Genomic DNA, 19,989 nt, shown 5'->3' with positions numbered 1-19,989 from the left:
TCACGGCACAACTCGGTGATCGCCAGGGCGCCATCCGCGCACTCCAGCACTCGGAGCAGGTCCGCCCCACCGCGCCCCGCCGCGCCCGAGTCCGGCACCGGGCGATGCTCGCCGAGTGGCAGCTTGAAGCCGGACGGCTGGAAGAGGCTGTACAGAACTGGAATCTCGCCCTGAACGACTTCCCGCACGTCCAGTCCGGTCGGGCCGACGACCGGTTTCGCAACATGCTCTCCGCGACCCCGGCCCGTCGCCGTAACCCTCACGTCCGCTAAGAGCTGTCCCGCAATGAACTGGAGGCCCGAGTCGAGGCTCGAAAAGATGTGATGCCGTGCACGCTGCATGTGTACGGTGCCGGGATGATCGACTTTGATGGCGCGCGGTTGGGTGCGGAGGCCGCGCGGCGGTTGGCGGAGGCGGACTGCTGTGAGATAGCTCCGGGGCTCACGGAGGAAGAGTTCAGCCGGATCGAGGCGACCTATGAGTTCGAGTTCGCCCCGGAGCATCGTGCTTTTCTAGCGGCAGGGCTGCCGGTCGCTTCACCTCCCGAGGAAGGCGCGACGTGGCAGCAGCCCTGGCCTGACTGGCGTCATGCCGATGATGACGACCTGCGTTATCGGCTGGAGTGGCCGGTACGAGAAGTGCTTGGCGGCGTCGCTCATGGCAGCTGGCACCCGGTCCTGGGAGCACGTCCCACCTCCAAGGAAGAGGCTCTGGAGGTAGCCAGAGCGGTACTTGTACGAGCACCACGACTCGTTCCCGTCTACGCGCACCGCTTCATACCCGCAGGTCGTGACACTCCGGGACATCCGGTTCTATCGATGTGGGGAACCGACATCATCTGCTACGGCCACGATCTGGCTGACTACATCGACCGCGAGTTCGGCGAGATCGACGAGGACGCGCCCTGGAATCCGCAGGCATCCGTCCCGCTCTGGAAGGACTTCCTCGGCTGAGATTGCCCGGCTGATGGCCGTTGTAAATGATCTCTGTTGTGTCTGGTGTGATCACGGCCTCGGAACCGTCCTGGATAGTCCCGTTCACCGGTGTGGCTCCGCGCCAGTTCAACCGGGTGATGCGTGCGCTGCGGCGCGAAGGGGCCGACATCGCTCGGCGCGGCCGGCCGTGGGGGATTCCGCTGGAGGTCCGGTTGCTCCTGGGGTGGCCGCGTACTGGCGCACCAACCTGACACAGCGTTAGCTCGCACCACGCTTCGGTGTTTCGAAGTCCGCGGCCGGCCGCATCGTCGGCCATCTCGGCCCCCGACTCGCGCTCAAGCCCCGCAGACGGTCCCGCAAGGACACCGTGCTCATCGTGGACGGAACTCTGGTCCCACCCGCGACCACACGGTGGCCGAGCGGTCCAAGAACTACCGTTACTCCACCGATCACCAGGTCGTCATCGATGCCGACACCCGGCGCGTCGTCGTGGTCGGCCGACCGTTGCCCGGCAACCGCAACGACTGCATGGCGTGGGCACTGTCCGGAGCCGAGCAGAACGTCGGCCACACCACCATCATCGCCGACGGCGGCTACCGGGGCACAGGGCTGATCATCCCGCACCGCCGCGAGCGCGGGCAGAGCGAAATGCCAGCCTGGAAGGAAGAACACAACGCTTCACACCGTCAGGTCCGCGCCGGTGTCGAACACGCCTTCGCCCGCATGAAGACTTGGAAGGTCCTGCACGACTGCCGGTTGAAGGACGACGGTGTCCATCACGCGATGAGCGGTATCGCCCGCCTGCACAACCTCGCACTCGGCCGATAGGCCAGCCCAGCGGACAGCAGCAGATCACGGCCCCGCTGACTCGAAAGTCTTTACGGGACAGCCCCTAGCTTCTCGACCGGGCCTGCCCCATGGCGCCCAGACCCATCTGAGCTGACCTCAGCAAGCCCCACGTCCTCCGCTCAGGGCGGGTGCGGCGTCCGGCTGGCGCGGCGGGCGGCGCTTCGGGGCCCTCAGTTCGCACCACACCGTCTTGCGGTGCGGGGACTGCTCCACGCCCCAGCGGAGGGCGAGTGCGTCCAGTAGCTGGAGGCCGCGGCCCGACGTGCTCTCCGGGCCCGTTTCCTGGAGCGCCGGCCACACCGCCGCCGCGGGGTCGCTCACTGCCACCCGTACGCGTCCCGCGTGGGTCGCGCTCACCCGTAGCGACACCGGCGTGCGCTCCCCCACATGAGTGATCACGTTCGCCAGCAACTCGCTGACGCACAGCAGGAGATCGCCCGCGTCCTCGCCCTCGAACCGCTCCCGCAGTATCTGCCGCACCTCCGGCACGGCCTGCGGGACCGCCAGGAACTCCCATGTCAGCGGCAGCCCGTTCATCCTCCGGCCGCCCTCTGGAGCACCTCGGCCAGCTGACGCGCCGTCTCCGTGTTGCAGTTACCGAGCGCGACGAGCGGCTGCCGGCCCGTCCAGGCGAGTGTCAGCGGGTCAACTCCCAATGACGGCAGCGTGATGCCGTTGGCCTTGAGCGCCGTGCGCAGTGCGTCGATCTCCGGGCCGATGTCGTACGGGGCGTGATCCATGAGGGCCGTCCACCTTTCGGTTGCTTGCTGTGACGAACACCTCACACGCTGCCGTACGGACCTCTACCGTGGAAGCCAATTCCGCTCCACAGAGCGAGGTGTGAAAGGCGGTCGGCGGTGGCAAAGGACATTGACGGTTCGGCGGGGGTCCCGCAGTTCTACGGGAAGGAGCTGCGCTACCAGAGGGAAGCGGCGGGCCTGACCCTGGAGAAGCTGCTTGAGGGCAGCTACTACGGAGTCCCCATGCTCAGCGCCATCGAGCACGGCGCCCGCCGCATGCCGCAGGATCTCGCTGTGCATGTGGACCGCAAGCTCGGCACGGACTTTTTCGTCCGGCGTTGTGAAGAAGTACGCGAGGCCCAAAGCAAGGGACACGCGGCGTTCTTCGCGAGCATCGCGGAAGCGGAGGTCCGCGCCCGGACCATCAACCAGTGGTCGGGCACTCTGATCCCGGGGCTCCTGCAGACTCCGGCCTACGCGCGAGCCGTTATCCAGGCGACGCACCCCCTGGACACTCCAGAGGAGGTGCAGGCCAAAATCGACGCACGGCAGGAGCGGGCAGCCAAGCTGCTTGCCGACCCCAAGAAGCCCGAGTGCTGGGTCGTCCTGCACGAGTCAGTAATTCGCCATCCACTGCTGGAACCCGCGGAGATGGCCGAGCAGCTGGACCACATCGCCGCCTTGGTACGCAGCCGCCGGGTCGTTCTACAGATCCTCCCGTGGAACGCAGCCACTCGCCCCATCAGCGAGATGCCGCTGCTGCTCCTGGACTTCGATGACGAGCCGCCGCTGCTCTACACCGAAGGTGCCTACCACGGGCAGACCATCGATGATCCGGGGCTCGTGAAGCAGTACCGCAACACATACGATCGCCTCAGGGCCGCCGCGCTGCCGCCAGAGGTGTCCCTCGCCCTGCTCGAAAAGGCGGCTGAGGAGTTCCGGCATGGCCAGCACCACCCTTGATCTCAGCACCGCGCGCTGGCGCAAGAGCAGCTACAGCAACGGCTCTGGCGGCGACTGCCTCGAAGTCGCCGAGGGGTACGCGCTGTGGCGCAAGAGCAGCTACAGCAACACCAGCGGCGGCGACTGCCTGGAGGTGGCCGACGGCCACCCCGGACTCGTCCCCGTCCGCGACTCCAAGCGGCCCGACGGGCCCGCCCTCGTCGTCAACGCCACCGCCTGGGCGCCGTTCATCGCATCCGTCAAGGCCGCTTGACGGCCCACGCACACGAAGGGGCGCGCCCGGAAGAATCCGGGCGCGCCCCTCGGCGTCACCGCACGACCGTTACCGGTCGAAGCGCTCGCTCGCCTCGTCCTGGGCGCGCTGAGCCGCGCCCTTCGCGCGGTCGCGGCCCTGCTGGCCGGCGTCCTTGGCGCGGTCGCGGCCCTGGCCCTGACGCTGGCGGTCCTGCGCCTGGTCCTGCGCCTGGCCCGCGAGGTCCTTGGCCTTGTCCTTGAACTGGTCGGCGATGCCCATGCTGTTCACTCCTATGTGGTGCGTGGGATACGGCCCCGGTGGGGCCTCGACCAGATTCACACGGCCGGCCACGCTCCGCATGTCGATCACTCACGCTCCGTACGCGCTGCTCGTTCGTGCTGGTCAGCGGCGCCTCCGGCGCCGACGAGGCCCTTGCTCATGCCCTCCATGCGCGGGCCGAAGCGGCGCATCTCTCGCTGGCCGACGACGCCGATGAGGGTCGGCAGGTAGCCGCGTACGGACTGCATGCCGCGCAGCCACCACTGGGCGTAGACGTGGGCGGAGCGGCGCTCGATCCCGGCGACGATGCGGTCGACGGCGGGGCCGAGCGGGTACGTACGGTTCGTGGGCCAGGGCAGCCGCTTCCGCAGGTCCCGCATGACGTCGTCCTCGTCGGCGCCGCGCACCATGTCGGTGTCGGTCCAGGAGAGGTAGCCGACGCCGACCTTCACGCCCTTGTAGCCGACTTCGGCGCGCAGGCTGTGGGCGAACGCCTCGACGCCCGACTTGGAGGCGCAGTAGGCGCTCATCATCGGGGCCGGGGTCATCGCGGCGAGGGACGCGATCTGGAGGAAGTAGCCGCGGCTCTCCATCAGGACGGGCAGGAAGGCGCGAGCCGTCACCGCGCCGCCGATGAGGTTGACCTCGATGACGCGGCGCCAGGCGACGGGGTCGGAGTCGACCAGGGGGCCGCCGGTGGCGACGCCCGCGTTGGCGACGACGATGTCGGCCTTGCCGAAGCGCGCCTTCACGTCCCTCGCGACGCGGGACATCGCCTCGTGGTCGGTGACATCCGCGTGCCAGTGGTCGCTTTCACCGTGGAGGCGGGCCGAAACCTTCTTCAGCTCGTCGGGTTCGAGGCCGACGAGGGCGAGGATCGCGCCCCGGGCGGAGAGCTTCCGGGCGAGGAGTTCGCCGACGCCGCGTGCCGCGCCGGTGACGACGACGACCTGTCCTTCGAGACTTCCCGTGCCGCTCATGCGACCTCCTCCTTGCCCTCGATGTCTGTAGTACCCCGCGCGTCCCGGTCCGGTCCGGACGGCAGGTAGGCGGTCACGAGTTCCCGTATCTTCGCCGTGACGGTCTCCGGCGCCTCGACGGGCGTCATGTGCCCCACGCCCGCCAGCTCGGTGAGGCCGAGGCAGTCGGGCAGGGCCGCCGCGAGGGCGCGGGCGTGGACGGGCGGGGTGAGCCGGTCCTCCGTACCCGCGATGATCGCGGTGGGCACGCGCAACTCCCGTACGCCCTCGTCCAGATCCAGCTCCGCGAGGACGTTCCCCCAGGCGACCCGGGGTATGCGGGGGCAGGCGTGCACGATGCGGGCGCAGGTCTCGACCCGGTCCGGGGCCGAACCGGCGCCCATCGTCCCGTACTTCAGTATCCGCCGGGAGACCGGTGTGACGGGCCCGAGGGGGGCGCGCGCGCCGAGGATCGCGCGAGTGAGCCGGGTGCGTACGGCTCCGGCGCGCATCGGCACGACGAGCGATTCCGCGAGGAGCCGCGAACTGCCCGTGCTGCACAGCAGGACGGCGGCGGTGTGCTCGCGCAGCTCGGGGCGGCGGGAGGCGGACATGATGGTCATGCCGCCCATGGAGTGCCCGGCGAGGACGGCCTTCTCGCCGGGGGCGAGGGTCGCGGCGAGGACCGCTTCGAGGTCGTCGGCGAGGGCGTCCGTGCTGTAGCCGTCGCGGGCGGCGACGGGCGAGGTGCCGTGGCCCCGCTGGTCGTAGGCGATGACGCGGTGGTCGACGGCCAGGTCGCGTATCTGCGCGTCCCAGAAACTGGTGTTGCAGGTCCAGCCGTGGGAAAGGACGACGGCGGGCGCGCCCTCCTGGCCGTGTATCTCGACGTGGATGCGGGAACCGTCGGCGGAGACGGCGAGCAGTTCGCGGGCGGCCACGGGGCGGCGGCCGGCGACGGGCAGGGGGCGGCTCATCGGACGGCCTCCTCGGAGACGGTGTCGCCGGACGTGCGCGGGGCGGGGACGGACGGGCGCAGGACCTGGTATTCGGACAGGTCGACGGTCCGGGTGGCCCTGCGGAACTCGGAGGTGGTGCCGGGCCAGACGGTGGTGTTGCGGCCGGTGGCGTCCAGGTACCAGCTGTTGCAGCCGCCGGTGTTCCAGACGGTGCGCTTCATGCGCTCCTGGACGCGGCGGTTCCAGGTGTTGACGGCGGAGGGGCGGGCGTCGAGGGCCGCCTTGCCGCCGAGGAGGTTCAGCTGGCGCAGGTAGTCGGCCATGTAGTTCAGCTGGGACTCGATCATGAGGATCATCGAGGAGTTCCCGAGCCCGGTGTTGGGGCCGATGATCGTCATCCAGTTCGGGAAGCCGGCCGCGCTGGCGCCGCGCAGGGCCTGCATGCCGTCCTTCCAGGACTCGGTGAGCGTGATCCCGTCGGCGCCGACGACGCGTTCGGCGATCGGCATGTCGGTGACGTGGAATCCGGTGCCGAAGATGATCGCGTCGACCTCGGTCTCCGTACCGTCCGACGCGACGACCGTGTTGCCGCGGACCTCTGCGAGGCCGGAGGCGACGACGTCGACATTGGGCTGGGCGAGGGCCGGGTAGTACGTGCTCGACAGCAGGATGCGCTTGCAGCCGATGCGGTACGAGGGGGTCAGCTTGGCGCGCAGGGCGGGGTCCTTGATGGCGCGGGCCATGTTGGACTTGGCTATGCGCTCGACCAGGCCGAGCTGGTCGGGGTGCTTGGTGAAGGCGCTGACCTGCAACTCCCGGATGCCCCAGAGGAGTCCGCGGCGGGCGGTGCCGGTGGCGGGCAGGGCGCGGTGGAGCTTGCGCTCCAGGCCGCTGATCTTCCGGTCCATGCGGGGCATGACCCAGGGCGGGGTGCGCTGGAAGAGCGTCAGCCTGCCGACCTTCGGCTGGATCGCGGGCACGATCTGGATGGCGGAGGCGCCGGTGCCGATCATCGCGACGCGCTTGCCGGTGAGGTCGGCGTCGTGGTCCCAGCGGGCGGAGTGGAAGACCTTGCCGGGGAAGTCGGCGAGCCCCGGGATGTCGGGCGTCTTCGGGTCGGAGAGCGGTCCGGTCGCGGAGACGACGACGTCCGCGACGATCGTGGTGCCGTTGGCGCCGTCGATGACCCAGTGCAGCTCGTCGTTGTCCCAGCGCATCTGCGTCACCTCGTGGTTGAGGCGCAGATGGGCGCGGAGCCCGAAGGTGTCGGCGACGTGCTCCAGGTAGGCGCGGATGTGCTCCTGCCCGGAGAAGGTGCGCGGCCACTCGGGGTTGGGGGCGAACGAGAAGGAGTACAGGTGGGACGGTACGTCGCAGGCGCAGCCGGGGTAGCTGTTGTCGCGCCAGGTGCCGCCGACGGAACCGGCGCGCTCCAGGATCACGAAATCGGTGATGCCTTCGCGGCGCAGCCGGACCGCGGCACCGAGGCCCCCGAATCCGGATCCGATCACCGCCACGCGTACATGCTCGTGCTGGGCCATGCTGCCGCCTCCCGCGGTACGTCACACGACTCTGCCAGCAATCACTGGCATGGTTGGGAGGGTAGAGCAGCTTCGTACCGATGGGTAGGGGGCGGACGAAGGAAGTTACCCGCGGTACAACCTGGGGCCTCCGCACCGGGGAGGCGGATAGGGTGCGGGGGTGGCAGAGGGACCCGAGCACCGCGAGTACCGCATGGAGGAGCTGGCCAAGAAGGCCGGCATCCCCGTGCGGACCGTGCGCTTCTACCGTGAGCGCGGCCTGATCTCGCCGCCCCGCCGCGAGGGCCGCATCGCCTGGTACGACGACCACCACCTGGCCCGCCTGCGCACGATCACGGGCCTCCTGGAACGCGGCCACACGCTGACCGGCATCGCCGACCTCGCCCGTACGTTCGAGAGCGGCCGCGATGTCGCCGAGGTGCTGGGCCTGGGCGAACCGTCCGAGGAGACCCCGGTCCGCCTCACGCCCGAACAGCTCGCGGACTACTTCGAGGGCGAGTCCACGCCGGAGAACCTGGCGCTGGCGATGGAGCTGGGCTACCTGGGGACGGACGGCGCGGAGATCGTCCACATCAGCCGCCGCCTGCTGGACGTTTCGGCCGAACTGGTACGGGAAGGCGTGCCGCTCTCCGCAGTCCTGTCCACGGGCCGCCAGGTCCGCAGGCACGCGGAGGCGTTGGCGGACCTGTTCGTGTCCGTACTCCAGGAGCACGGCGCGGAGACCGACCCGGAGCCGCCGCAACTGCGCCCGCTGGCGCGCGCGGTGGTGGACGCGGAGCTGTCGATGGCGCTGGACCGGCGGCTGCGGCGGAAGCCGGAGCCGGAGGAGGAGTAGCCCGCCGGTAGGGGGCCGCGCCCGGTCCGCAGGTGTTCTGCAAGATTTTTGCAGCAGGGCGCTGGCAGTGTTCCGGGAAGCGGGCGGCCGACGGGCCACACGCCGCACGGTGTCCAGAGCCCGTGCGGTGAGGCACTTGCCGTCGCCCGCGTCGATCAGAGCGGAGGGGCCCCGGGACCCGGGGATCGGCCCGGCGCATCTGGCGTCCCCCCACCGCGTTCCGTACGGCGTCCGGCACAGCCCGCGCCGCACGGCACCTCTCGCAAAAGGAGCCACCCTGTGAAGCCTCGTATCGGGCGGATACTCGCCGGCGCGACCGCGCTCGCCGCCACCGCCCTCTTGATGGGCGGCGCCACCGCCTCCGCCCAGACCGAGCCCGGCATCGACTGGGACCACATCTTCAATCCCTACAGCCCCAACCCCAGCTCCGGCGCGCGCGTGTACGTCGAGGAGTACGGCGACATCATCTCGGTGTGCGACACCGCGAAGGACGGGAAGTCCGCCACCGTCGAGGTCAGCGAGGACGGTTACACCGACTCCGGGTACACCATGACCGTCAGCAGCGGCTACGGCACGTGCAAGACGCACCGGGCCAGCGACGGCGGAAAGTACAACCTCGACGAGAAGAACTACGTGTTCCTCAAGTTCTGGGCCAAGGGCGACGACAGCTACGGCGACTTCTACAACGACCACTGAGCGGTCGTCGTTGTTCATGAGCCGTTGATCCGAGGGCCGCGGGTGAGGCGAGGCACGGGGGTTCCCGCCTCACCCCGCCCCTCGGGCGGCCGCCAGGACGGTGCGGGCCCGGTCTACCACCGGCCGCAGACCCAGTTCCCCGGCGGCCGCCAAGGCGGCTTCCGCCAGCTCCGCGGCGGCCTCGGCGTCCCCCTCCGCGTACCGCACCCGGGCGAGGCCGGTGCGGGCGTCCGCCTCCTGGTGCCGGAAGCCCGAGCGGCCGGTGATCTCCAGCGCCTCCTCCAGATACGCCGCCGCCTGCGGCAACTCCCCGCCGAGGCGCGCCACTTCCCCGAGATTGATCAGGCAGTCGCTCAGCGCGGTGGGGTCCCCCGTCTCACGGGCGAACGCCAGCGCCTTCTCGGCGAGCGGGCGGGCCAGGTCGAGACGGCCCGTGTCACGGTGTGCGCGCGCCAGGATCTCCTGGGCGTCCGCCTCGTTGCGGCGCTTGCGGTGCTCCTGGGACAGCCGGAGCGCCCGGGTCCCGTCGGCCAGCGCCGCCTCGTAGTCTCCCCGGCCGTGGTGCGCGATGGCCCGGTTGACCAGCGGACTGATGGTCCCCATCGGCTGCCCGTGCCGCAGGGAGAGCTCGATGGCCTCACTCGCGCGCTCGACGGCCTGCTCCGACTCGCCCAGGTAGGAGTGGATCAGGGATACGACGTTGAGGGCGATGCCGAGGAGCACCGGACGGTCGAGGCCGCGGAGCAGTTCCACGCCGCGTTCCTGCCATTCCCCCGCCTGCCGCATCCGCCCGCGACGCCCGTAGTAGACGGCCAGGTTGGACATGACGCTCGCCTGGCCGGGGACGAATCCGGCGCTGCGGTACCCCTCCAGGGCGCCCAGGAAGTGGTCCAGATTGCTTCCCCGGTCCTCGGTGTGGTGGCCCAGTACACCGAGGCTCTGGAGCATGGCCGCCCGCGCGAGGGGGTCGCCCGCGGCCTCGGCGGCGCGCAGTCCTGCGGTGGCCATCGCCTTCCACTCGACGCGGTGGTGCCGGTAGTACACGTACATGCGCAGCTGGTCGGCGAGCTGCCAGGCGATGTGGCGCGGGCCCCTCTCGGCGGCCGCGCCGACCACCGCGACCAGGTTCGCGAGTTCCTGGTCGAGCCACCCCAGGGCCTGCTTCCGGTCGGTGAACCGTCCGGAGGCGGCGCGCTCCCGGGGCAGTTGCGCGACGCCCGTGTACTCGAAGGCGGTGGCGGCCTCGGCGGTGGCGAGATACCAGTCGCACAGCCGCTGCCACGCCTCCTCGTGCCCGGGCTGCGCCGCCGCGTGCTCCGCCGCGTACAGCCGCAGCAGGTCGTGGAAGAGGAAGCGGTCGGCCGCGCTGCGCTGCAAGAGGCTCGCGTCGGCGAGTACGTCGAGGAGTTCCTCGGCCTCGGCCGGTTCGGCGCCCAGCAGGGCCGCGGCGGCCTCCGGGCCGAAGTCCGGCCCCGGGTGCAGGCCGAGCAGGGCGAACAGCCGGACGGCGGAGGGGGCCAGGAACGCGAGGGAGTTGTCGAAGGCGGTACGGACCGCGGCCCGGCGGTCACCGGCGATGGACAGTTTCGCCAGGCGCCCGTCGCTGTCCAGGTCGGTGGCGTACGACTCCAGCGACCGCCCCGGCCGGGCCGCGAGATTGGCGGCGGCGATCCGCAGGGCCAGCGGGAGCCGCGCGCACTGCTCGGCCAGCCGTCGGGACGCCTCCGGCTCCGCGGCCACCCGGCCCTCGCCGAGCACGCCGGACAGCAGGGTGTGCGCCTCGTCCGGGTCCAGCACCTGGAGCCGGACGGCGTGCGCGGCATGGCTGACGCCGAGACCGCGCAGCTCGAAACGGCTGGTGACCAGCACGGCCGCCCCCGCGGTGCCGGGCAGCAGCGGCCTGACCTGCTCGGCGTCCGCCGCGTCGTCCAGCACGAGGAGCACCCGGCGGCCGGTGAGCCGGCCGCGGAAGACCGCGGCCCGGTCCTCCAGCGGCTCCGGGATGGTGGCCGCGTCCAGACCGGAGGCATGCAGCAGGGCCGCCAGGACCTCGGACGGATCGCGGGGGCGGTCGCCCGCGCCCAGCAACCGCACGTACCACTGCCCGTCCGGGAACGCCGGCCGCAGCCGGTGACCGAGATGCACCGCCAGCGCCGTCTTGCCGACACCGGGCGTGCCGGTGATGACGACCGGCGCGGTGGTCTCCCCCTGCGCCGCCGCCGTGAACAGGGCCTCCAGTTCCCGTATCGCGCCGCGCCTGCCCACGAACCCCGGCACGGCGAAGGGGAGCTGGCACTGCACGGTCCAGTCGCCCCGTACGCCGTCCGGCGTGGCCTCCGGTGGCTTCCGGGACCGGGCGGACGCCCCGCCCAGCTCCGGGGCGTCGCGCAGGATCGCCTCGTGCAGGTGCCGCAGGGCGGCGCCGGGGTCGACGCCGAACTCCTGCGCCAGGCTCCGCCGGAACGCTTCGTAGTGCGCGAGCGCCTCCGCCTGCCTGCCGGAGCGGAACAGCACGGTCATGAGCTGCGCGGCGATCCGCTCGTCCCACGGATGCTCGGCGGCGAGGCCCCGCACCTGCTCGGTGAGACCGGCCGGTCCGCCCGCGACGAGACGGTGGTCGATGCGGTCCAGGAGCGCGGCCAGCCGTTCCCGCTCCAGGCGTGCGCGGACGCTCTCGGCCCAGTCGCCGGCGATGCCGGAGAGCGGGTCCCCGTGCCACAGGCCGAGCGCCTCGTCCAGAATGCGCCCCGCCTCGGCATCGCTGTCGGCGTCGCGGGCCTGCGCGGTCAGGCTCCGGAAGCGGTGCAGGTCGATGTCGGCGGCGGAGGCGGTGAGCAGGTAGCCGCCGGCCCGGCGCTGTATCGCCGCCGCGTCGTCGCCCTGCGCGGGCAGGGCGCCCCGCAGACGTGTCAGGTAGCTCTGGAGCGTGCCCCGCGCGGTGGGGGGCGGGGAGTGGCCCCATACGCACTCGATCAGGTGATCGGCGGAAAGCGCGACCCCCGGGGTTAGCAGGAACGCGGCAAGGACGCATCGCTGCTTCGGCGAGCCGAGGGATATCTGGGCCCCGTCGCGCGACACCCCGACGGGGCCCAGGAGCTGGAATTCCACGCGCTGTCACCCGTCCGTAGAGGTGCGGCAGACACGACAGGCCCATCGGCGCCGCCGGGCCAACCTAGCGCGACCGCGCCCCAGCCCCCGAAGAGGGGGGCACCGCCCCCTCGCCCGGGGCTGTCCAGGGCCTACAGGTCGAAGACGACGGTCACGGGCGCGTGGTCGCTCCACCGCTCGCCGTGGGTGGCGGCCCGCTCGACCCACGCCTTCACCGCGCGGCCGGCGAGGCCGGGGGTCGCGATCTGGTAATCGATCCGCCAGCCGGTGTCGTTGTCGAAGGCGCGCCCCCGGTACGACCACCACGAGTACGGGCCCTCGACGTCCGGGTGCAGGGCGCGTACGACGTCGACGTACGCCGCCTCCGCGAAGACCCGGGTCAGCCAGGCGCGCTCCTCGGGCAGGAAGCCGGAGTTCTTGCGGTTGGCGCGCCAGTTCTTGAGGTCGGCCTCCTGGTGGGCGATGTTCCAGTCGCCGCAGACGACGACCTCGCGGCCCTCGGCGGCGGCGCGCGCCTTCAGCCCGACGAGGTAGGGCAGGAAGGCGGCCATGAAGCGCTCCTTCTCGTCCTGCCGCTCGGTGCCGACCTCGCCGGAGGGCAGGTAGAGGCTCGCGACCGTGACGCCGGGCAGGTCGATCTCGACGTACCGCCCGCTCGTGTCGAACTCCTCGCACCCGGCGTGCCCGTACCCGCCGAAACCGATCTGCACGCGCTCGGGGGCGCGCCGCGAGTAGAGGGAGACCCCGGCCCGGCCCTTGGCGGCGGCGGGCGCGTGGACGGTGTGCCAGCCCTCGGGGTCACGCACGTCCGCGGGCAGCTGCTCGGGCTCGGCGCGCACCTCCTGGAGGCAGATCACGTCGGCGTCGGTCTGCGCCAGCCACTCGACGAAGCCCTTCTTGGCGGCGGCGCGGAGACCGTTTACATTCACGCTGGTCACGGTGAGCATTCCGGCACGATACCGACCAATGACTGCCGCATACATGTACGATGCTTCGCATGAATATCCACGTCCGGGCCTTCGACCACCCCGATGCCGTCGAACTCAACGATCGCGTGCAGCTCGAATACGCCGAGCGCTACGGCGACGAGGGCGATGTCACACCCCTGGACGCCACGATGTTCGACCCGCCTCACGGCCTGTACCTGATCGCGTACGACGCGTCCGACCAGCCCGTCGCCACGGGCGGCTGGCGCTCCCAGGAGCGCAACGAGGAGGGCTACTCGGACGGCGACGCCGAGCTGAAGCGGATGTACGTCATACCGGAGGGCCGCGGCCAGGGCCTGGCCCGCCGCATCCTGGCCGCTCTGGAGGCCGACGCCCGCGCCGCCGGCCGCACCCGCATGGTCCTGGAAACGGGCGACCGCCAGCCGGAGGCCATCGCCCTGTACCTCTCCAGCGGCTACACCCCGTGCGAGAAGTTCGGCCACTACCGCACCTACGAAAGCAGCCGCTGCTACGCGAAGCCGCTCCAGGGGAACGGCGGACTCTGACGCGCCGTTCCCCTCAACCCGCCTTGGGAAACGCCGCCTTCAGGGCCGTTCGCCGGGTGAGGAACGCGACGTGGATCACCGGGAGCATGCACAGCGTCTGGGTCACCGCGTACCAGGGCGGGCAGACGCCCGGGATCAGGTCGACGCCGATGATCGCGACGGGCATGATCACCGCGAGGGTGCTCACGCGGTCGAAGGCGCGGCGGGAACCCCCGGCGGCCGAGGCCGTGATGCGGTGGAGTACGTACGCGATCACCGGCAGCAGGACCGCGCGGACCCACATGAAGGTGTTCACCGTGTGGCCGGTGGCGGCCACCACGACGACCGCGCCGAGGGCGGTGGCGGTGAGTGCGCCGTAGAGCGTGATGCTCCGGCGCGCCGATGCGAGGGCCCGCAGGGCCTCGGGCTGAAAGTGCGTGTTCGAGGTCATGGTGACGACGCTACGAACCGCCGTTCCGGCGCGGTATGCGTCTGGACGCACAAGGGGGTGGGTCCAGACCCACTCCTCGCCCGGACCCGGCCTCCGCGCCCTCCGCGCGGTGCAGAGTGGGGGCATCGGGACGGACGCGGAGAGGCAGCGGGCGATGAGAGTGCTGGGGTCGTGGGCGGCCGGGGCGGTTGTCGGGTTCGTACGGGCGTGCGCCGTCGCCGCCGTCACGCTGCTGATCCCGGCCGTGTGGGCGGGCGCCGTGGCGTGGGGCATCGGATGGGGCGCGTCGAACCCGTGGTCGTGGGTCGGCCCGTTGGCGCTGGTGTGCGTGGGCACGCTCGCCCTCGCGCGGCCCGTATGCCGGGCGGTCCGCGCACTGGTCGCCCGCTGGTCCGGGGTGGAGATCCCGTCCGGCTACCGGGACGCCCCGCCGGTGACCCGCATGGCCACCGGCTACTGGTGGAACGGCTTCGACTACCACCGCACCCGGCGGGACGCCCTCATGGACCAGCGGTGGCGGCTGCGCTGGAAGGACCCGGCCCACTGGCGCGACCTGCGGTTCACGGCGATCGCCCCGTTCACGGCGGGGATCGTGGCGTGCGTGCCACTCGCGGGGGTGGTGTGGGGTGCCGCCTGGCTGGGAACGGGCCGACCGGCCGGGCTCCTCGGCCTCCTCGTGGCCGTCGCCTCTTCCCCGTACGCCTGGCGGGCACTCACCCCGGTCGCGGTCCGTTTCCTGCGGCCGTCCGCCCGGATGGCGCTCGCGGACCGGGTGGACGAACTCACCGGTCAGCGGGCCGATGCGACGGTGGCTCAGGCCGCCGAGATCCGCCGGATCGAACGGGACCTGCACGACGGTGCGCAGGCCCGGCTCGTCGCGCTCGGGATGTCCCTGGCGACCGTGGAGAAGCTGATGGAGACCGACCCGGACCGGGCCAGGGCGCTGATGCGCGAGGCGCGGGCGGGCGCCACCGCCTCCCTGGCCGAACTGCGCGACCTGGTGCACGGGATCAACCCGCCCGTGCTCAACGACCGGGGCCTCGTCGACGCCGTGCGCGCTCTCGCCCTGGACAGCCCCCTCGAAACGGAGGTCGTCGCGGACGTGCCGAGGCGGCTGGACGCGCCCGTCGAGTCGGCGGTCTACTTCGGCATCGCCGAGCTGCTGACCAACGCGGTCAAGCACGCCCGTGCGACCCGGATGCGGATCACCCTCGTCCAGGACGGGACGGGCCTGGTCGTGGAGGCGGAGGACGACGGGCGCGGCGGCGCGGTCGTCCGGGACGGCGGCGGCCTCGCGGGCCTGCGGCGGCGCCTCGCGGTGTTCGACGCCGGCCTGGAGATCACGAGTCCGCCCGGCGGGCCGACCCGAGCGAGGATCATGGTGCCATGCGCATCGTTGTAGCCGAGGACCTGTACCTCCTGCGGGACGGCATGGTCCGTCTCATCGAGGCGTACGGACACGAGGTGGTGGGTACGGCCACGACCGGCCCGGAGACCCTGGCCGCCCTGCGCGAGTTTCGCCCGGACGTGGCGGTGGTGGACGTCCGCATGCCACCGACGCAGACCGACGAGGGCCTGCGCGCGGCCCTCGCCGCCCGCACCGAGATGCCGGGGCTGCCCGTCCTCATCCTGTCCCAGTACGTGGAGCAGCTGTACGCCCGCGAGTTGCTGGCCGACGGCTCGGGCGGCGTCGGCTACTTCCTGAAGGAGAGCGTGTTCGACGCGGACCAGTTCATCGACGCGCTGGAACGGGTCGCGGCCGGCGGCACCGCCATGGACCCGGCGGTCATCGCGAAGCTCCTGTCCAGCGGCTCCTCGCACCGCCGCCTGGACGGACTCACCGAGCGCGAGCACGAGGTCCTGGCCCTGATGGCCGAGGGCCTCTCCAACCAGGCCATCGCGTCCCGCCTGTTCCTCAGCGACAGCGCGATCAGCAAATACACGACGTCCCTGTTCGCCAAACTGGGCATCACGGACGACGGCTCGAACAACCGCCGCGTCCTGGCGGTGCTGGCGTACCTGCACCACCCCTGACGACTCCTGCCGGCGGACGTCCACGGGCGCGACGGCCGGGCCTGATCAACAATGACGGGGAGGACGCGGCCTCCGTGAGGCGAGACGCGGTCCGGCCGGAGAAGGGAGCGTCGCGGATGTGCGCACTGCCGGTACGCGACGCGCCGGGCCCGGGCGTTGGTGGCGGCCGGGCGCCGGGGTGACCGCCGACACGGCACGGGCGGTCGTCGTCCGGCGGGGCGTGCGGGCGGCGGTGGCGGCGTGCGCCGGCTTCTATCCGCTGCTCTACGCGGCCGACCGGCCGGTCGCGGCCCTGTACGCGCTCTTCGCGCCCGTCGCGCTCGGCCTGCTCTCCGCCGTTCCCGGGTCCGGCCGCCAGAAGGCGAACGTGGTGCTGCGCGCCCTCCCCCCGGCCCTCGTGCTGGCGTCGCTGGGGACCGTGCTCGCCGGGAGCACCTGGGCCGCGGTCGGCGGGATGCTCGTGGTCGGGTTCCTGCTCGCCTTCGCCGCCGTCGCGGGGCCGCGCCCGGCGGGTGCGGCCCCGGGCCTCCAGCTCTTCTACATCCTCGCCTGCTTCCCGCCGTACGCCCCCGGCACCCTGGGAGACCGGCTCATCGGCCTGACCGCGGGGGTCCTGCTCCTGGCCGCGTGCGAATCCCTCCTCCTGCCCGAACGGGCCGTCCCCTCCTACCGCCGCCGCATGGCCGACGCGCTGCGCACCGCCGCGGACGAGGCCGCCTCGCCCGGCCGCGTACCCGCCACGACCCTGCGCGCGGCCGGTGAACGGCTGCGGCTGTCGTCGCTGCCTCCGGCGGAGCAGCCCGCGAGCGCGGGGCGGACGGACCGCGCGCTCGACCAGGCCGGCCGCTCGGTGCGGCGGCTCCTGAACCAGCTGGCCGCCCTCTCCGAGGGGCCGTCCGCGCCCCCCGACCCCGCGTCCGCCGTGCTCCTGGCCCGGGTCGCCGAGGTGTGCCGGGGCTGTGCGTCCTACCTGCGCACCGGAGAGCGGGCGCCCGTGGCCGGCACGCTCGAAACGGCCATGCAGGACTTCGGGGCGGAGCGCGTACGGCTGACGTGCGGGCCACCCGCCCTCGTACCCCCGCTCGCCGTCCTCAGGCGGCAGTCGCGGGTCCTGGCAGTGGCGGAGTCGGCGCGGATCGTGGAGGTCACCACGGACATCGCGGCGCACGGCAGACCGGTCGGCCCGGCCGTCCCGCGCGATCAGTTCTGGTACGCGGAGCTGTCGACGCCCGCCCTGTGGGCCCGCCGGGTCCTCGGAAACATCACCCTCCGGTCGGTGCTCTTCCAGAACGCGGTGCGCACCGCCCTCGGACTGGGCGCCGCCCGGCTGGTGGCGGGCGCCCTCGACCTGGCGCACGGATTCTGGGTGCTGCTGGCGGTGCTGACGCTCGGGCGGACGACGGTGGCCGCGACCTGGCAGGCGGTGAGCCGCGCCGTCGTCGGCAACGCCGTCGGCGCCCTCGCGGCGGGCGCGCTCCTGATCGGGCTCGGACCGCGCACCGATGCGTACGCCGCGCTGCTCGTCCCGGTGATGCTGGCGGCGTTCTGCCTGGGGCCCCTGCTGGGCGTCGCCGGAGCGCAGGCGGGGTTCACCCTGGTCGTGGCCGCCGCGTTCGCCCAGATCTTCCCCGTCACCTGGCGGCTGACGGAGACACGGATGACCGACGTCCTCACCGGCAGCGCGATCGGGCTGCTGTGCGCGCTCCTCGCCTGGCCGGCCGGGGCCCACCGGGAGGTCCGCCGCACGATGGCCGACCTGCTGCGCTCCTGCGGCAGCCTGGTCCGGGCCACCACGGAGATCATGATGGACCCCGCATCCGGCGTACGGACCCCGGCACCGATCCTCCCCAGCCTGCACCGGCTGCGGCTCGCCGAGGCGGCATACGCGCAGTACCGCAGCGAGGCACCCGCCGTCCGGGCCGGCACCGGGACCGACTGGCACGCGGTGCTCATCGTCGCGAGCAACACGATGCTCGGCGCCCACCGCCTCCCCCGCCTGGGCCTCCCCCGGACCGCCGAGCCCACCGGTCCGCCGGCGGTGTGGGCCCGTACGGCCGCGGCAGACCTGGAGGCGGCAGCCGACCGGATCGCCGCCCTGGTCGGCGGCGGGAGCCCGGCGCCGGTGCGGCCGCCCGCCCCGGCCCCGGCCGACTACCCGCCGTCGTCGCTCTCCGTGGACCTGGAGGTGTGGCTGACGAGCCTCGGCCGCCAGCTGGCGTGGATCGAGGAGACGGCCCGGCTCGGCGAGAGGGGCGGCCGTGCCGACGGATGAGCGGGAGGACGGCACCCGGCCGCCGACCGGACGGGCCACCAAGTTCGTGGTCCTGGGCACGGCGCTGCTGCTGTGCGTCCTGGTGGCGGTCCTGCAGGTGACCACCCCGCCCTCCTCCCACATCGCCTCGGTGCTGGTCGCGGTGCCCGCCGTCATCTCGTTCGGGTTCGGGCCGCCGATGATCATCGGTTCGGCGGTGGTGGCGGCCGGAATCCGCTGGCTGCTCCTGCCCGCCGAGCCGCAGCGGATCGGCTCCGTGATCGGCACGACCGTGGTCATCTGCGTCATCGCCGCGCTGAGCTGCTTCGTGGTGCGGCGCGGGGAGCGGGAGTCCGCGCGGCTGCGGAAGGTGGTGTCCGTCGCCGAGACCGCGCAGCGGGCGGTGCTGCGCCCGCCGCCCGAGACGCTGGGCCACTTCCGTACGGCCGCGAGCTATCTGGCCGCCGCGCAGTACGCACGCATCGGGGGCGACCTCTACGCGGTGGCGGACACCGAGTTCGGGGTGCGCGCGCTGATCGGGGACGTACGCGGGAAGGGGCTCGGCGCGGTGTCCACCGCTTCGGCGGTCCTCGGCTCGTTCCACGAGGCGGCGTACGAGGAAGAGACGCTGGGCCGCCTGGCCGGGCGGCTCGACACCGGCCTGAACCGCTTCCTGCGCGACGACGAGGCGTTCGTCACCGCTCTCCTCCTCCAGATCGCGCCCGACGGCCGCGCGGAGGCGTACTCCTGCGGCCACCCGCCCTCGCTCGTCCTGCGCGACGGCACGGTCCGCGAACTCCCGGCCGGCACCGGCCTCCCCCTGGGGCTGCGCGCCCTCGCGAGCGCCCCCGCCGACGCGGACGGCCCCCGGTCGGCCGTAACACCGCTCCGGCCCGGCGACACGCTCCTGCTGTACACCGACGGCATCGCGGAGACCCGCGACGAGGCCGGGGCCTTCTACCCGCTCGCCGACCGCCTGACCGCGTACCAGCGCGCCCATTCCCCGCCCCTCGACCCGCAACACCTGCTCGCCTGGCTCCAGGAGGACGCCCAGGACTACAGCTGCGCCGACACCTACGACGACGCGGCACTCCTGGCGCTCGCCTGGCCGCCGGACCGCCCCAGCCGGAGGGCCGAGACGAGGAAGAAGACGCCGCCCGGGACGGCGTAACCGATCGCGCCGGTGAGCGCGGGGTCATCGGCGCCCGCCGACCCGATGAACGACGCCCCGGCCAGGACCGAGATGCCGCCGCTGAGGATCATCGGCCACTGGCCGCCCATCGAGCGGCGCGGCACGGCCACGACCAGCTGCACCAGTCCCGCGACGACCGCCCACGCCCCCCACACCCGCAGCACCGCGGGAATCCCGGAGGCGGCGGCGATCCCGACCCCGGCCGCCGCGGCGAGGCTGACCGCCATGTTGACGTAGAGCAGCGCCGGCGGTCGGGCGGCGCGGGACGCCCGGGCGTCCACGACGGCGGCGCCCACGTCGAACAGCGGATAGAGCACCAGCAGCGCGGCCACGAGCGGGCTGATCCCGTCGGCCGTCGCGAACATCACGAGGGCCCAGAGGATGGCGAACGCGGCGCGGACGAAGTAGAGCCGCCGCAGCGCGGAAGCCGTGTTCGTGATGCCCGAAGGGGCGGCAACGGTGCTCATGACGAACCTTTCGACGGGAGTACG

General features: G+C 72.4%; 20 protein-coding genes and 1 pseudogene. 11 read left to right on the top strand and 10 right to left on the bottom strand.

Going from position 1 to position 19,989, the window contains the following annotated elements:
* The first annotated feature begins 356 nt into the window (after positions 1-356).
* Positions 357-953, top strand: coding sequence for a hypothetical protein (locus NEH16_RS18605; RefSeq protein ID WP_265543789.1), 597 nt, complete (start codon positions 357-359; stop codon positions 951-953).
* 38 nt (positions 954-991) lie between these two features.
* Positions 992-1,763 (top strand): annotated as a pseudogene (locus tag NEH16_RS18600) (transposase).
* A 117-nt stretch (positions 1,764-1,880) separates the two neighbouring features.
* On the opposite strand, the gene NEH16_RS18595 reads toward NEH16_RS18600, so the two are convergent.
* Positions 1,881-2,321 carry an ATP-binding protein gene (locus tag NEH16_RS18595; protein ID WP_265543787.1) on the bottom strand — a complete coding sequence of 147 codons (441 nt, stop codon included), beginning with the start codon at positions 2,319-2,321 and terminating at the stop codon, positions 1,881-1,883.
* The gene (locus NEH16_RS18590; RefSeq protein WP_073968637.1) at positions 2,318-2,524 is read right to left on the bottom strand and encodes a hypothetical protein; all 207 of its coding nucleotides are present in this window, start codon (positions 2,522-2,524) and stop codon (positions 2,318-2,320) included. Before NEH16_RS18590 ends, NEH16_RS18595 begins: the two co-directional genes overlap by 4 nt.
* Positions 2,525-2,641: 117 nt before the next feature.
* Between NEH16_RS18590 and NEH16_RS18585 the strand changes: the two genes are divergently transcribed.
* Positions 2,642-3,487 (top strand): helix-turn-helix domain-containing protein, encoded by an 846-nt coding sequence (locus NEH16_RS18585; protein WP_265543785.1) that lies wholly within the window; start codon positions 2,642-2,644, stop codon positions 3,485-3,487.
* Complete coding sequence (locus tag NEH16_RS18580; RefSeq protein ID WP_265543782.1) at positions 3,468-3,740, top strand: DUF397 domain-containing protein; 273 nt, start codon at positions 3,468-3,470, stop codon at positions 3,738-3,740. Before NEH16_RS18585 ends, NEH16_RS18580 begins: the two co-directional genes overlap by 20 nt.
* 69 nt (positions 3,741-3,809) lie before the next feature.
* Here NEH16_RS18580 and NEH16_RS18575 read toward each other — a convergent pair whose 3' ends face one another.
* From NEH16_RS18575 to NEH16_RS18560, 4 genes are all read right to left on the bottom strand, one after another.
* Entirely contained in the window at positions 3,810-4,001 is a 192-nt protein-coding gene (locus NEH16_RS18575) for a hypothetical protein (protein WP_164640722.1), read from the bottom strand.
* A gap of 86 nt (positions 4,002-4,087) precedes the next feature.
* Positions 4,088-4,981 carry an SDR family oxidoreductase gene (locus NEH16_RS18570; RefSeq protein ID WP_265543780.1) on the bottom strand — a complete coding sequence of 298 codons (894 nt, stop codon included), beginning with the start codon at positions 4,979-4,981 and terminating at the stop codon, positions 4,088-4,090.
* Positions 4,978-5,937, bottom strand: coding sequence for an alpha/beta fold hydrolase (locus NEH16_RS18565; protein WP_265543779.1), 960 nt, complete (start codon positions 5,935-5,937; stop codon positions 4,978-4,980). Before NEH16_RS18565 ends, NEH16_RS18570 begins: the two co-directional genes overlap by 4 nt.
* Positions 5,934-7,460, bottom strand: coding sequence for a flavin-containing monooxygenase (locus NEH16_RS18560; protein WP_265543777.1), 1,527 nt, complete (start codon positions 7,458-7,460; stop codon positions 5,934-5,936). Before NEH16_RS18560 ends, NEH16_RS18565 begins: the two co-directional genes overlap by 4 nt.
* Before the next feature lie 193 nt (positions 7,461-7,653).
* Here NEH16_RS18560 and NEH16_RS18555 point away from each other — a divergent pair, with 193 nt between their 5' ends.
* Entirely contained in the window at positions 7,654-8,295 is a 642-nt protein-coding gene (locus tag NEH16_RS18555; RefSeq protein ID WP_265547252.1) for a MerR family transcriptional regulator, read from the top strand.
* Positions 8,296-8,574: 279 nt separating this feature from the next.
* The gene (locus NEH16_RS18550) at positions 8,575-8,991 is read left to right on the top strand and encodes a hypothetical protein (protein WP_265543775.1); all 417 of its coding nucleotides are present in this window, start codon (positions 8,575-8,577) and stop codon (positions 8,989-8,991) included.
* A 69-nt stretch (positions 8,992-9,060) separates the two neighbouring features.
* Here NEH16_RS18550 and NEH16_RS18545 read toward each other — a convergent pair whose 3' ends face one another.
* Both NEH16_RS18545 and NEH16_RS18540 read right to left on the bottom strand, forming a co-directional pair.
* Positions 9,061-12,099, bottom strand: coding sequence for an AfsR/SARP family transcriptional regulator (locus NEH16_RS18545; protein WP_265543773.1), 3,039 nt, complete (start codon positions 12,097-12,099; stop codon positions 9,061-9,063).
* Positions 12,100-12,230: 131 nt separating this feature from the next.
* The gene (locus NEH16_RS18540; RefSeq protein WP_073968646.1) at positions 12,231-13,046 is read right to left on the bottom strand and encodes an exodeoxyribonuclease III; all 816 of its coding nucleotides are present in this window, start codon (positions 13,044-13,046) and stop codon (positions 12,231-12,233) included.
* Between the two features lie 50 nt (positions 13,047-13,096).
* Here NEH16_RS18540 and NEH16_RS18535 point away from each other — a divergent pair, with 50 nt between their 5' ends.
* A complete protein-coding gene (locus NEH16_RS18535) occupies positions 13,097-13,591 on the top strand; it encodes a GNAT family N-acetyltransferase (RefSeq protein WP_265543771.1) in 495 nt (164 codons plus the stop codon).
* 13 nt (positions 13,592-13,604) lie between these two features.
* On the opposite strand, the gene NEH16_RS18530 is transcribed toward NEH16_RS18535, so the two are convergent.
* Positions 13,605-14,021: a hypothetical protein gene (locus tag NEH16_RS18530; protein ID WP_265543768.1), complete on the bottom strand. Its 417-nt coding sequence runs from the start codon at positions 14,019-14,021 to the stop codon at positions 13,605-13,607.
* A 154-nt stretch (positions 14,022-14,175) separates the two neighbouring features.
* Here NEH16_RS18530 and NEH16_RS18525 point away from each other — a divergent pair, with 154 nt between their 5' ends.
* From NEH16_RS18525 to NEH16_RS18510, 4 genes are all read left to right on the top strand, one after another.
* The gene (locus tag NEH16_RS18525; RefSeq protein ID WP_265543766.1) at positions 14,176-15,423 is read left to right on the top strand and encodes a sensor histidine kinase; all 1,248 of its coding nucleotides are present in this window, start codon (positions 14,176-14,178) and stop codon (positions 15,421-15,423) included.
* Positions 15,408-16,055, top strand: coding sequence for a response regulator transcription factor (locus tag NEH16_RS18520; protein WP_265543764.1), 648 nt, complete (start codon positions 15,408-15,410; stop codon positions 16,053-16,055). Before NEH16_RS18525 ends, NEH16_RS18520 begins: the two co-directional genes overlap by 16 nt.
* Positions 16,056-16,233: 178 nt before the next feature.
* A complete protein-coding gene (locus NEH16_RS18515) occupies positions 16,234-18,327 on the top strand; it encodes an FUSC family protein (RefSeq protein ID WP_265543762.1) in 2,094 nt (697 codons plus the stop codon).
* Entirely contained in the window at positions 18,314-19,477 is a 1,164-nt protein-coding gene (locus NEH16_RS18510; protein ID WP_265543761.1) for a PP2C family protein-serine/threonine phosphatase, read from the top strand. The genes NEH16_RS18515 and NEH16_RS18510 overlap by 14 nt, the downstream gene beginning before the upstream one ends.
* On the opposite strand, the gene NEH16_RS18505 is transcribed toward NEH16_RS18510, so the two are convergent.
* Positions 19,381-19,965: a hypothetical protein gene (locus tag NEH16_RS18505; RefSeq protein WP_265543759.1), complete on the bottom strand. Its 585-nt coding sequence runs from the start codon at positions 19,963-19,965 to the stop codon at positions 19,381-19,383. The two genes, NEH16_RS18510 and NEH16_RS18505, sit on opposite strands and share 97 nt — an antisense overlap.
* Between the last annotated feature and the right edge of the window lie 24 nt (positions 19,966-19,989).

It is taken from the genome of Streptomyces drozdowiczii (assembly GCF_026167665.1).
Classification (GTDB): domain Bacteria; phylum Actinomycetota; class Actinomycetes; order Streptomycetales; family Streptomycetaceae; genus Streptomyces; species Streptomyces drozdowiczii_A.
This window is presented reverse-complemented; position numbering and strand designations above follow the sequence as displayed.

Coding starts and splice junctions, on each gene's coding strand:
- NEH16_RS18580 (WP_265543782.1), top strand. CDS start 3,468: ATGGCCAGCACCACCCTTGATCTCAGCACCGCGCGCTGGCGCAAGAGC.
- NEH16_RS18560 (WP_265543777.1), bottom strand. CDS start 7,460: ATGGCCCAGCACGAGCATGTACGCGTGGCGGTGATCGGATCCGGATTC.
- NEH16_RS18565 (WP_265543779.1), bottom strand. CDS start 5,937: ATGAGCCGCCCCCTGCCCGTCGCCGGCCGCCGCCCCGTGGCCGCCCGC.
- NEH16_RS18575 (WP_164640722.1), bottom strand. CDS start 4,001: ATGGGCATCGCCGACCAGTTCAAGGACAAGGCCAAGGACCTCGCGGGC.
- NEH16_RS18520 (WP_265543764.1), top strand. CDS start 15,408: ATGCGCATCGTTGTAGCCGAGGACCTGTACCTCCTGCGGGACGGCATG.
- NEH16_RS18525 (WP_265543766.1), top strand. CDS start 14,176: ATGAGAGTGCTGGGGTCGTGGGCGGCCGGGGCGGTTGTCGGGTTCGTA.
- NEH16_RS18505 (WP_265543759.1), bottom strand. CDS start 19,965: ATGAGCACCGTTGCCGCCCCTTCGGGCATCACGAACACGGCTTCCGCG.
- NEH16_RS18605 (WP_265543789.1), top strand. CDS start 357: ATGATCGACTTTGATGGCGCGCGGTTGGGTGCGGAGGCCGCGCGGCGG.
- NEH16_RS18595 (WP_265543787.1), bottom strand. CDS start 2,321: ATGAACGGGCTGCCGCTGACATGGGAGTTCCTGGCGGTCCCGCAGGCC.
- NEH16_RS18570 (WP_265543780.1), bottom strand. CDS start 4,981: ATGAGCGGCACGGGAAGTCTCGAAGGACAGGTCGTCGTCGTCACCGGC.
- NEH16_RS18530 (WP_265543768.1), bottom strand. CDS start 14,021: ATGACCTCGAACACGCACTTTCAGCCCGAGGCCCTGCGGGCCCTCGCA.
- NEH16_RS18535 (WP_265543771.1), top strand. CDS start 13,097: ATGAATATCCACGTCCGGGCCTTCGACCACCCCGATGCCGTCGAACTC.
- NEH16_RS18555 (WP_265547252.1), top strand. CDS start 7,654: ATGGAGGAGCTGGCCAAGAAGGCCGGCATCCCCGTGCGGACCGTGCGC.
- NEH16_RS18540 (WP_073968646.1), bottom strand. CDS start 13,046: ATGCTCACCGTGACCAGCGTGAATGTAAACGGTCTCCGCGCCGCCGCC.
- NEH16_RS18590 (WP_073968637.1), bottom strand. CDS start 2,524: ATGGATCACGCCCCGTACGACATCGGCCCGGAGATCGACGCACTGCGC.